This window comes from Paenibacillus odorifer, from assembly GCF_000758725.1.
Taxonomy (GTDB): domain Bacteria; phylum Bacillota; class Bacilli; order Paenibacillales; family Paenibacillaceae; genus Paenibacillus_AQ; species Paenibacillus_AQ odorifer.
The window spans coordinates 6,314,576-6,326,927 of record NZ_CP009428.1; the positions used below are offsets into that span (position 1 = coordinate 6,314,576).

The 12,352-nt window shown below is 45.1% G+C and carries 11 protein-coding genes; all 11 read right to left on the bottom strand.

Annotated features, from left to right (window positions below):
• Nucleotides 1-63 precede the first annotated feature (63 nt).
• Nucleotides 64-894 carry an acetylglutamate kinase gene (gene argB, locus PODO_RS27635; RefSeq protein ID WP_052097356.1) on the bottom strand — a complete coding sequence of 277 codons (831 nt, stop codon included), beginning with the start codon at nucleotides 892-894 and terminating at the stop codon, nucleotides 64-66.
• Between the two features lie 41 nt (nucleotides 895-935).
• Nucleotides 936-2,168, bottom strand: a complete 1,233-nt coding sequence (argJ, locus tag PODO_RS27640) for a bifunctional ornithine acetyltransferase/N-acetylglutamate synthase (protein WP_038573580.1) — start codon at nucleotides 2,166-2,168, stop codon at nucleotides 936-938.
• A 20-nt stretch (nucleotides 2,169-2,188) separates the two neighbouring features.
• The gene (gene argC / locus PODO_RS27645; RefSeq protein ID WP_038573582.1) at nucleotides 2,189-3,244 is read right to left on the bottom strand and encodes an N-acetyl-gamma-glutamyl-phosphate reductase; all 1,056 of its coding nucleotides are present in this window, start codon (nucleotides 3,242-3,244) and stop codon (nucleotides 2,189-2,191) included.
• 177 nt (nucleotides 3,245-3,421) lie between these two features.
• The gene (locus PODO_RS27650; RefSeq protein WP_036678511.1) at nucleotides 3,422-4,306 is read right to left on the bottom strand and encodes a YitT family protein; all 885 of its coding nucleotides are present in this window, start codon (nucleotides 4,304-4,306) and stop codon (nucleotides 3,422-3,424) included.
• A gap of 102 nt (nucleotides 4,307-4,408) precedes the next feature.
• Nucleotides 4,409-5,522, bottom strand: a protein-coding gene (gene prfB, locus PODO_RS27655; RefSeq protein WP_139330096.1) for a peptide chain release factor 2 whose coding sequence is annotated in 2 segments (ribosomal slippage) — nucleotides 4,409-5,449 and nucleotides 5,451-5,522 — 1,113 coding nt in all. Because the reading frame shifts where the segments join, the coding sequence is not laid out codon by codon here.
• Nucleotides 5,523-5,887: 365 nt separating this feature from the next.
• Nucleotides 5,888-8,395 (bottom strand): preprotein translocase subunit SecA, encoded by a 2,508-nt coding sequence (secA, locus tag PODO_RS27660; protein WP_036678509.1) that lies wholly within the window; start codon nucleotides 8,393-8,395, stop codon nucleotides 5,888-5,890.
• 269 nt (nucleotides 8,396-8,664) lie between these two features.
• Complete coding sequence (hpf, locus tag PODO_RS27665) at nucleotides 8,665-9,213, bottom strand: ribosome hibernation-promoting factor, HPF/YfiA family (protein WP_036678506.1); 549 nt, start codon at nucleotides 9,211-9,213, stop codon at nucleotides 8,665-8,667.
• Between the two features lie 229 nt (nucleotides 9,214-9,442).
• The gene (locus PODO_RS30260; protein ID WP_052097358.1) at nucleotides 9,443-10,876 is read right to left on the bottom strand and encodes an S-layer homology domain-containing protein; all 1,434 of its coding nucleotides are present in this window, start codon (nucleotides 10,874-10,876) and stop codon (nucleotides 9,443-9,445) included.
• Nucleotides 10,877-11,193: 317 nt separating this feature from the next.
• On the bottom strand, nucleotides 11,194-11,391 hold the full coding sequence (locus PODO_RS27675) for a cold shock domain-containing protein (protein ID WP_019915069.1): 198 nt from the start codon (nucleotides 11,389-11,391) through the stop codon (nucleotides 11,194-11,196).
• Nucleotides 11,392-11,625: 234 nt separating this feature from the next.
• A complete protein-coding gene (gene fliT / locus PODO_RS27680) occupies nucleotides 11,626-11,973 on the bottom strand; it encodes a flagellar protein FliT (protein WP_244886401.1) in 348 nt (115 codons plus the stop codon).
• Entirely contained in the window at nucleotides 11,954-12,343 is a 390-nt protein-coding gene (gene fliS / locus PODO_RS27685; protein WP_036678499.1) for a flagellar export chaperone FliS, read from the bottom strand. Before fliS ends, fliT begins: the two co-directional genes overlap by 20 nt.
• Between the last annotated feature and the right edge of the window lie 9 nt (nucleotides 12,344-12,352).

Here is a 12,352-nt window from a genome sequence, read left to right on the forward strand (position 1 = left end):
TCACTCTCCCATCGGCTGCTCCTGTGAACAGGCTGCGCCTCTAATTTGTATTCATCTATGATTCTACGAACGAATAATACGTGTACCTATCGCTTCACCTTGCAGTACTCGACTAAGCACCCGCGGTTCTTTTCCATCCACAATGATAACCTCTGATACGCTGCCCTGAATGCAATCGATAGCTGCCCGCACTTTGGGGATCATGCCACCGTAGATTTCCCCACTTTCGATCAAGGCTTCGATTTCCTGTACAGTAACGGAGGGAAGCACAATCTTTTCACCTTCCACTGTACTCATGATGCCTGGCACATCTGTGACGACGATCATTTTGGGAGACTCCACATAGGAAGCAACTGCCCCTGCTGCCGTATCTGCGTTAATATTGTAGCGCTGACCTGCTGTATCTACTCCGATAGGTGCAATGACAGGAATATAACCCATCCCAACAATACCAGTTACGATCTCAGCCTTAACTTCTGTTACTTCTCCTACCAAACCTACTTCGTCGCTGTTCGCCACTGGTTTAGCAATAATCATATTGCCATCGATGCCCGAAAGCCCCAGAGCTAGACCGCCGCTCCCTTGAATTCGCCGGACAATCGCCTTGTTTATACTTCCTGCCAGCGTCATCTCTACAACATCTAGTACTTCCTCGGTGGTTACTCGCAGGCCATTCACAAAGCTGCTTTCAATGCCCAGTTTCGCTAGATTCTCGGAAATGGCTGGTCCTCCACCATGAACAATTACTGGCTGAATGCCCTCCTCCTGCAAATCTCGCAAATCCTCAAAAAAAGATTCAGGTAGAGCCGCAAGCGTACTGCCGCCGCATTTCATTACAAACAATCCACTACCATCTAAAGCATCTATAAGTTCAAGCTCGCTATTTAGCGTCATATGATCGGTATCCTTCCCTTATGGGCTTAACACGCCATAAATTAAGTGCGATATGCGGCGTTAATACGCACATAATCGTAAGTTAGGTCACAGCCCCAAGCCGTTGCTTTCCCGCTTCCATCATGCAGATCTACAGTGATCAGCACAGTTTCACTTTTTTGCAAATAGGCCAAAGCCTTTTCCTCGTCAAAAGCAACTGGCTTCGAGTGCAAAAGCACCTCAATATCCCCTAACGAAATGTTCACACGCTCCGGAGATACCGGAACACCCGCGCGTCCAACCGCAGCAATAATCCGTCCCCAGTTCGCATCCGCTCCAAAAATAGCAGATTTCACTAGACTAGAACCAACCACTGTTTTGGCAATCGCTGCCGCCGCCTCATCATGAACAGCACCATTCACTTGAACCTCAATCAGGTGAGTTGCACCTTCGCCATCACGAGCAATCGCTTTGGCAAGCGTCTGGCAGACATACGTGAATCCAGCAGCAAAAGCGTCCCAATCCGGATGCAGTCGTGTCAGCTTCTCATTACCGGCAAGCCCACTCGCCATCGACACTAACATATCATTGGTACTAGTATCTCCATCGACTGTAATCATATTAAAAGTAACATTCGTAGCTGAACGCAGAAGACTAAGTAAATCCTCCGCTGCAATATCAGCATCCGTGGTCATAAAGCCAAGCATGGTAGCCATGTTAGGATGGATCATCCCTGAGCCCTTTGCAGCTCCGGCAATTGTAACTTCTACACCGCCAACGAGCACCTTCACGGCGATCTCTTTTTTAACTAAATCAGTGGTAAGTATAGCTTGGCAGAATTCCTCCGCGCCAATAGCTCCTCCATCCAGCTTCTCTGGTATTGCAGTGATCCCGCTACGTACGCAGTCCATCTTCAACAGTTCACCGATAACTCCAGTCGAAGCAACAGCCACATCATTAACGGCCACACCTAAATGCTGAGCCGCAGCAGCGCGCATCTCATAAGCATCTGCTTCACCTTGTTCGCCTGTGCAGGCATTGGCATTCCCGCTGTTCACGATAACCGCCTGCAATACTCCGTTCGAAAGGCTTTCCCGAGTTACTTTCAGCGGAGCCGCCTGAAAAACATTCGTCGTATACACGGCCGCAGCCGTTGCCGGAACTTCACACAGAATCACTCCGAGATCGTTGCGATCTGTTTTTTTCAATCCACAATGCAATCCTCCGGACCTAAAACCCTTAGGTGAAGTGATGCTTCCACCCTCCAAGGTGGTAAATAACTCAATCTCGCTCATATTATTTGTACCGCTGATCCTTATGGATACACAGGTGTGTAGCCGAGGCCAAGGGTTTCCTCCCATCCCATCATCAAATTAAGGTTCTGTATTGCCTGCCCTGCCGCACCTTTTACAACATTATCAATGACGGAGACTATGGTCACCCGCCCTGTACGAGCATCTGTTGCAAATCCGATATCACAATAATTAGAGCCGCTAACTTCTTTTGTCGCCGGAATCACACCTACATCACGCACCCGCACATATGGCCGGCCCGCATAATATTCACGGTATAAATTCACAAAATCCTGCTCCGTATAATTGTCCGTCATCCCTGCATACATCGTACTCATAATTCCCCGGCTCATCGGCACGAGATGTGTGGTGAACGTTACCGTTACCTTTTCTCCAGCAATCTCTGTGAGCGTCTGCTCAATTTCTGGTATATGTTGATGCTTATTGATTTTATAAGCTTTAAAGTTCTCATTAATCTCTGCATAATGTACCATCAGGCTTGTTCCGCGTCCTGCTCCAGTAACTCCTGATTTCGCATCAATAATAATACTGTCGTGCTTAATCCAACCTGCCTGAATTGCAGGAATTAGTCCAAGAAGTGTAGCTGTAGGATAACAGCCTGGATTAGATATAAAATCAACCCCTGCCGCACGCTCTCCAAACACCTCGCAAAGTCCGTATACAGCCTGCTCTAGATATTCATCAGCCGGAGCGGGATGTTTATACCAGTGCTCATACTCTGCACCATCCTTCAATCGGAAATCACCGGACAGATCCACGACCTTAAGTCCAGCTTCCAGCAGCTGCGGCACCAGCTTTGCGCTCACACCCGACGGCGTTGCCGTAAATACCACATCCGCCCGCTCAGCCATTTGAGCCGGGTCAACGCCATCCAGCCTTCGATCAATGATGCCCGTCAAATGCGGAAAACCTTCCTCTATAGCATCCCCTGCGCTTGATGAGGAAATTACCGAAGTAATCTCTACCTTAGGATGACTTTGTAGCAGCCGAATCAGCTCTACGCCCCCATAACCCGTTGATCCAACAATCGCCGCTCTCAGCTTGCCCTCCACTGTCATCCCCACTTCCTGCTTATCATGAATTATAATAAATAATATAATGCATACCGTCTTAGAAATATGTATTATTATACGACTCAATTAATATAAATACAACACATAGTGTTAACTTTCTTTATTCCTAAATATAATTCTATTTACAAAAAAAGAGAAGCGTAGCTTCTCCTTTCGGAGAAATTACACTTCTCTTTTAAAGCCTTCACCCAGCACCTCATGCGCCTCAGTTATAATCACAAAAGCACTAGTATCTACCGATTGAACAATCGCTTTTAATCTGGAAACCTCATTCTGACCTACTACAACCATTAGCACCGTACGCTCATCACCAGTATAACCGCCATGTGCATCCAGCTTCGTCAGACCCCGATCCAGATCATTCAAAATCGCCTCAGATATTTCTTCCGTCTTGTCCGAGATTATGTAAGCCACCTTTGTATAACGGAAGCCTACCTCTATCGCATTAATGGCCTTACCTGTAACAAACAGACCGATCAGTGCATACAGTGCTTGTTCCATACCGAGTATAAAAGCAGCCAGCACAATGACCGTCCCGTCCAGCAGCACTACAGAAATCGAGAAGCTGAGACCGGATATCTTTTGAATAATCTGCGCCAAAATAGTAAGTCCACCTGTCGAGCCCCGTCCGCGGAACACAAGACCTAACCCCACCCCCACACAGATACCGCCATAAATGGAGGCTAAGAGTGGATTGGTGGTAGGTGCAGGCAAATCTTTTGTCAACAAGATAAAGAGCGGCAACACAAAGCTCCCAAGGAGCGAGCGAACTCCGTATTGTTTACCCAAGAAGATTACCCCGAGTACAAACAACGGAATATTAAGCGCCCATTGCGTAAATGCCGGCTCAGCCCCAAACCAAGCTTCAGCCAATACCGACAGACCGGATACACCACCAGAAGCAATATGATTAGGCAGAAAAAAAAGATTAAACCCCAGCGCTGTAACTAGCGATCCGAGCAAAATTAACATCGTATCCACCACATGTCGGAGTGGCCCATTCAAAGGAATCAGTGGGGGTTTATTACGTGAATTGACTTTTTGCATTTCAAAGGCTCTCCTTAAAGTGTCATCTTGCTCTACGAAAGAAGAAACGGCCATCCCATCCTAATCCATGAATGGTATCCGTTTCCCCCGAAACTTTCTCTTTTATTCTGCCTCAATCTTGATCTGGCTACGCAGGTAACCATCAATGAATACATCAATATCTCCGTCCATAACAGAACCCACATTCCCCGTTTCCACGGAAGTACGGTGATCCTTAACCATGTTATACGGATGGAATACATAGGAACGGATCTGACTGCCCCAAGCAATATCGGATTGCTCACCGCGAATCTCATCCAAATGCTGTTGCTGCTCTTGCAGTTTGCGCTCATATAGCTTGGAACGCAGCATTTTCATCGCTTGTTCGCGGTTTTTGATCTGTGAACGTTCGTTCTGACAGGTTACCACCACACCCGTAGGTAAGTGAGTAATCCGCACCGCAGAGTCTGTGGTATTGATATGCTGTCCACCGGCGCCGCTCGCCCGATACGTATCGATCTTCAAATCCTCAGTACGAATTTCAACTTCTACATCATCGGCAATTTCCGGAACGACATCACAGGATACAAAAGAGGTATGCCGTCTGCCCGAAGAGTCAAACGGAGAAATCCGTACTAGCCGATGTACACCTTTTTCAGCTTTCAGATATCCGTAGGCGTTGAAGCCTTTAATAAGTAATGTGACGCTCTTGATTCCCGCTTCATCACCCGGTAAGTAGTCCAGCACCTCAACCTTGAATCCACGTTTTTCAGCCCAACGGGTATACATCCGCAGCAGCATCTGGCCCCAGTCTTGGGATTCCGTACCGCCCGCACCCGGATGGAGCTCAAGAATAGCATTCAGCTTGTCATACGGCTGGTTAAGTAGCAATTGCAGCTCGAATTCATCCACTTTGCTACCTAAACTGCTGATCGTCTCCCCAATCTCTGCTGCAAGACCTTCATCGCCCTCTTCATCCGCAAGCTCCGCCATCATCGCAGCATCGTCGTATTCTTGTTGCAGCTTCTCGTATTGATCCACGGACGATTTCACGGCATTCATCTCGCCGATTACGCTCTGTGCCTGCTCTGGATTATCCCAGAAGCCTGGAGCAGCCATTTTTTCTTCAAAGTTCGAGATCATCTCTTGCTTAAGATCTAAGTCAAAGAGACCCCCTAAGGTCAGTTAGTTTCTTGCCTATTTCACGCAGATCCTGCTTTACATTAGCTTCAATCATATGGTCACTTCACCTTTCAAAATAGGTTGTTACGGTCTTCGCTATTGGAAAGTTAGTAATGAGTGAATGTTCAGCCATTCCGAGAAGGATTGGACTTCCGATCGCTGTTGTTTCCAGATTCCTTGAATTGATAACCGCATAGTGGTTGGAATCCCGAAACAAAGGCGAACACTCCGTTTCTCCAGTTCCAAACCTTCTCTCCATTCCACATTCACTCAAGTGCTAAATATCCAAAAAAGCGACTGGGCCGTAAACGGGGGATACCCCCGGGCCCAGCCGCTCTTTATGGTTAGTATACCCATAGAGATCAGGGCTAAAGACTTACATCTTCAACACCTGAATATGAGCGCTACTAAACGTTTGTTTTATGCGTTTTGACCGTGGCAGTTCTTGTACTTCTTGCCGCTTCCGCAAGGGCAAAGATCATTACGACCAGCTGCCGCCTCAACATGTACCGGACGTTTCTCAGCAGGTTCGCTGTTAGTGGAAATTTTATTTTCCTCTACAACGGATTGACGCTCCTGATTTGTCTCGATGTGAGCCTTCATAATATAAGTAGCTACTTCTTCTTGAATCGTAGCCGTCATAGTATTAAACATTTCGAATCCTTCGAATTGATACTCGCGAAGTGGATCTGTACCACCGTAAGCACGCAGGTGAATCCCTTGACGCAATTGATCCATCGCATCGATATGATCCATCCACTTGCTGTCCACGGAGCGCAGCACGATTACCTTCTCGAATTCACGTACCAATTCTGAACCCAGGCGTTCTTCACGAGCAGCATATTTCTCAAGTACACGTTCAAAGATGTACTCAATGATCTCTTCTGCTTCCTTGCCCCACAGAATATCGCGAGTCAAAGCACCTTCTTCAAGCAGCTTGCTGTTTACGTAATCAGCAACTTCTTGCAGCTCCCAGTTCTCAGGAATATCGTCACTGCAGTGTGCGTGAACAATACGTTCAATAACTGGCTTGATCATTTCAAGTACGATATCTTTAATATTTTCAGACTCCAGAATCTCACGGCGTTGTTTATAAATAATTTCACGCTGTTGATTCATCACGTCATCATATTGCAATACGACTTTACGAATATCAAAGTTATTACCTTCAACACGTTTCTGAGCAGATTCCACAGCACGCGTAATCATGCGGCTCTCAATGGGCTGATCTTCCTCAAACCCAAGGCGATCCATCATACTCAAAACGTTGTCAGCGCCGAAACGCTTCATCAATTCATCACCAAGGGACAAGTAGAATTGTGTAGAACCCGGGTCTCCTTGACGACCCGCACGACCACGCAGCTGGTTATCAATCCGGCGCGATTCATGACGCTCTGTACCAATGATATGCAGACCACCAAGATCTGTCACACCTTCGCCCAGAACGATGTCCGTACCACGACCTGCCATGTTGGTAGCAATCGTAACTGTACCAGGCTGACCTGCATGTGTAATGATTTCAGCTTCCGCAGCGTGATGCTTCGCGTTAAGCACTTGGTGTCTAACGCCTTTGCGCTTCAGCATTTCAGATACGAGCTCTGAATTCTCAATCGACACTGTACCCACAAGTACAGGTTGGTTCTTTTTGTGACGTTCTACAATTTCTGCCACTACAGCGTTGAACTTACCGTTCTCACTCTTGTAGACGACATCCGGCATATCTATGCGCTGATTTGGTTTATTCGTAGGGACTTGAAGAACTTCAAGACCATAAATCTTCTTGAACTCTTCTTCCTCAGTTTTAGCTGTACCTGTCATACCGCCCAATTTGCGATACATACGGAAATAGTTCTGGAAAGTAATCGTAGCAAGCGTCATGCTCTCATTCTGTACTTCGATTTCTTCCTTCGCTTCAATCGCTTGGTGCAAACCGTCACTATAACGACGGCCTGACATTAAACGTCCCGTAAATTCATCAACAATAACGACCTCACCCTCGTTAACAACGTAATCTACGTCACGACGCATAATTACGTTTGCTTTCAGGGCTTGGACGATATGGTGATTCAAGGTTACATGACTGTGATCATACAAGTTCTCAATACCAAAAGCACGTTCAGCAGTAGCTACACCTTTTTCAGTCAAGGCTACAGACTTCACTTTGATATCAACTGTGTAGTCTTCTTCAGCTTTAAGCTTTTTCACAAAGCGGTCTGCTGCAAAGTACAATTCAGTAGACTTCTCAGCTTGTCCGGAAATGATAAGAGGTGTACGTGCTTCATCAATAAGAATGGAGTCCACTTCATCAATAATACAGAAATAAAGAGGGCGCTGAACCATTTGTTCTTTATAAAGCACCATGTTGTCACGCAAATAATCGAAACCAAATTCGTTGTTCGTGCCATACGTAATATCGCAGGCGTAAGCATCTTGTTTATCAGCATGGTCCATACCGCTTAGGTTAACCCCAACCGTCATGCCCAGGAAGTTATAGATTTGTGCCATTTGTGCGCTGTCGCGCTGAGCCAAATAGTCATTGACCGTTACTACGTGTACGCCTTTACCAAGCAAAGCATTTAAGTACACTGGCAATGTTCCTACTAGAGTCTTACCTTCACCAGTCTTCATCTCGGAGATTCGGCCTTCATGCAGGGCCATACCACCAATTAACTGTACATCAAAATGCCGCATGCCAAGCGTCCGTTTGGAAGCTTCACGTACGGTTGCAAACGCCTCAGGAAGAATTTCTTCCAAGGTTTCGCCTTTCTCAATACGGGCGCGGAACTCTTCCGTCTTAGCTTTTAAAGCTTCATCGGATAGTGCTACAAATTCCGGCTCCAATCCATTAATTACATCGACTGTCTTCATGAGACGTTTAACGTCACGATCGTTTGTGTCTCCGAATATTTTCTTTACAAGTCCTAGCATGGTTAACCCCTTTCATGCAACACAGATGGTGGAACCGAGCCCATCCTCACAAAATTGAAAGGGCCATTTATAAATTCGATTCCGCTGCTTCATAAATTGTAACAGTTTGTAAGAGATGCCGCAATACAAGGTGTAACAGCCACATTTTTCATATATACGCACAAGAGCCCTATTCGCTATAAGCGAATAGGGGCTCGGTTTAAATTTCCTAGGTTCTGACTAACTCTCGAGGCCCTTTATACTTAGAGCATAACTGGCATCATTGTATCTTAGCCCTGTTCAATCAGTCCATATTTACCATCATCACGTTTGTAAACTACGCTAACTTCCGAGGTGTCGATATTGGAAAACACAAAGAAATTATGTCCTACCATGTTCATTTGCAGAATCGCTTCTTCCACATCCATCGGCTTCATCGTAAAGCGTTTGTTCCTAACCACTTCTAAATCATCATAATCTTGTTCTTCTACAGCAACAGCGGCACTAGCTCCATCCACAAACAGCGTCTTGAGTCCCTCTTGACGGAACTTACGGTTCAGCTTCGTTTTGTGTTTGCGAATTTGGCGTTCCAGCTTGTCCACAACGGCGTCTATGGAAGCATACATGTCATCGCTGCGATCTTCCGCACGAAGCGTCACGCCAGCAAGCGGAATGGTTACTTCCACCGTATGAAGGCCGCGAACTACGCCAAGCGTCACAGACCCTTCAGAGGTAGGGGGTGCTTCGAAATACTTCTCAAGTTTGCTGAGCTTCTTATCAACATACTCTCTCAAAGCGTCGGTCACGTCAATTTGTTGACCTCGAATGGTGAATTGCATGGCCACTCCTCCTTTAGTTACACCTTCATTATACCAAATTGTAAGCGCTAAGTAAAAAGCAATTCCTTACAGCCCTTACATTTAGATAACAAATGTTGTCATAGCGTTCACAAATAAAACAAGTCCGGTAAGAGCAACCAATCGCCCTACCGGACCAAAAGTAAACCTGTCGTTATTATAGTACGGATTCCACTCTTATATTCTCCGAATGAAATCACATAAGGTCAGGCTATTTGGTATGAATTTGAATGATTTCTACAGGAGACCATTGAGAACCCGATCCTGCAATAACATATACCTTATAGGCAGTATTTGCTGCTAAACCAGTTAGGGTCTGTGTACGTTTTACACCAGGAGCAAACGTAAGTGTGTCAGTCCATGGAGCAGCCAGTGCAGTACCGCTACCATTTTGACCTAAAGCAATCTGCGCTGCAGTAGGTGCCTTATCATTTGCTGGCAATACTACATATCTAACTGGGGTTGTATCGCCACCTGTTACACCATATTTAACATATACATCTGCTGTAACTGTACTAACTTGTCCCGGCTCAAAAAGCGAAATCGAGCTAGCAGTAGCTTGAGCAGTAGTCAACCGAACTGTCGTTACAGTAGACAAGTTACCAGCTGCATCCGCAAGCGTGATATATGTTGCATATTCTGTACCAGGATTCAATCCGTAAACAGAGAATGTAACCGTTGTGTTAGCTACAGTCGCAACACTACCATGGATACCACTTGCAGTCCCGTTACTAATTTGTCCTTTTTCCACCTGTAATGCAGTTGGAGCAATTACATCAGCATTATAAGGAGCTACAACATAGTATACTGCACCAGTTACGGAAGGTGTCAGGTATACATCCGCTGTGACCGAACCAACATTACCGTAGGTTGCCCCACTTACTGTTGGCGCTGTGCTACTTCCGCCACCGTTACCACCGCCAGAACCTCCGCCCGTACTACCACCTGGAGCAGCAGTTGGGGTTGGTGTAGCTGTTGGTGTCGGAGTAGCCGTTGGAGTTGGTGTAGGTGTTACACCACCACCTGTGCCACTACCAGGATAATAGATAGCTGAAGTATTGATAATACCTACAGCCTCGGCACGTGTTAACGATCTCTTAGGACCAAAGGTTCCATCTGGATAACCGTTAACAATCTTCTTTTCCACTGCGGCTGCTACAGCACCTTTTGCCCATGCTGCAATTTGTGCATTGTCTTTAAATTTGTTCGAAGTTGTATTGGTGCTCAATTTAAGTAATTTTGCAGTAATTACAGCTGCTTCTTCTCTTGTAAGCGGATTATTAGGACGGAACGTATTATCCTCGTATCCTCCGATATATCCAGCTTCCACGGCTTTAGCCACTTCACTGTAATTCCAGTTTGTGCTCTTCATGTCTTTGAAAGTTACTGTTGCTTTAGTTGTAAACCCTAATAGGCGATTTACCATAGTCACATACTCACCACGCGTAATTGCTTTGTTTGGTTTCACCGTTCCATCTGGGTATCCTCCAAGGTAACCTCTATCTAGCCATTCCTGCAGCTGACCTTGCGCCCAGTGGCCTTGAATATCCTTAGGTACAGTTGCAGCAGATACGCTGCCGAGAGACCCCAATAACATACTAGTACCTAATATTCCGGTCATAAGACCGCGCCACATCTTCTTCATCCTGCTAATCACCCTCCTAATTGTTTTGATAGCTTAGGCTATATTGAATTTCTTCGTGAATGTAGTAACCTAGGCTAACATAGTGTGTGTCGAGGTAAGATAAACAGCTCAACGTATATCTATTACCCACCTTTTGCAGAGTTCTAACATTTTCCATAAAATGAATTTACAAAATAGGCTATTTTCTTTACTAGGATTGGCTATACTAGACACATATGAACGCACAAAAAAAGGATCTTGGAAGATTCCAAGATCCCTGCTAGCGCTGTCTAAATTGCTAACCATCTACTTATATGTAGTTCGGCTTCGCCGGATGATTATAATTTGATTACGTTAGCTGCTTGTGGTCCACGTGCACCTTCAACGATATCGAATTCTACGGATTGACCTTCATCCAATGTCTTGAAACCATCAGTTTGAATCGCGGAAAAGTGTACGAATACGTCGCCACCGTCTGCAGTCTCGATAAAACCATAACCTTTTTCTGCGTTAAACCATTTTACTTTACCTTCCATTGATTAAACATTCCCTTCGTCATCAGATGAACGTGAGTCTTGCTCACAATTCGACTATACCACCGTAACTTCTTTATTGTCAATTGGAAAAGAAAATGTTTACATTCAATAATTTACCACGTAAAATAAACTATTAAATTTTCCATAAACAAGAAATAGATTCGGTACAATGATCAAAAAAAGGAGCAGACGGTATTTAATACCCGTCTACTCCTATAGTGAAACACCGATAAATTATTTTTTGCGATCCATAAGAAAACTGTCTGGGGTGTAGGCGGCCTCATAGGCGTTGCGTTGGGTTTTGGCCTGTTCTCTCTGTTGAAGCCACTTAGCTGCCTCACTTTTAAGTTGTTGCATTCTTGCAATTATCATAGGATCGGCTTCCAACAACTCTCGTAACTGATGCTGCTGGGTTACACCGATCGACTGTATTTTCACATGCTGTTCGAGTTGATCTATCAAATTTTGACGTTGTTCGACGAAATCAGTTAATTCTTCATATGAACAATTATCTAGTCTAATGATAATATCTTGAGTAATCTTATTTAACTCTAAGATACAATTATCCATGGGTTTTCTCATGTGTTGGTACCAGCTTTGACGCCTCTAACCAAGTTACTCGAAACTCAGTCAAATACTGTAGCGCCTCTTCTGCAGGTACCTTGTCTTTCTTCACATTAGCTTGAATCAACAAATGATTTATATATTCGTATAGATCATTCAAACTTTTAGATATGTCATAGGTAGGATCCAGTGTCGACATCAATTCACTAACAATTGTTTGCGCTTTCCCCAGGTTAATGTTTGTCTTTTGATAGTCAACTGAATCGATTCCTTCCATACCCGCCCTTACAAATCTAATCGCTCCATCAAATAACATAATCAGTAACTGTGAGGGGGTCGATGTTTTTACCGATGACTGACGGTATTTTTCATAAGGAGAATTTATCATTTGTGTCAC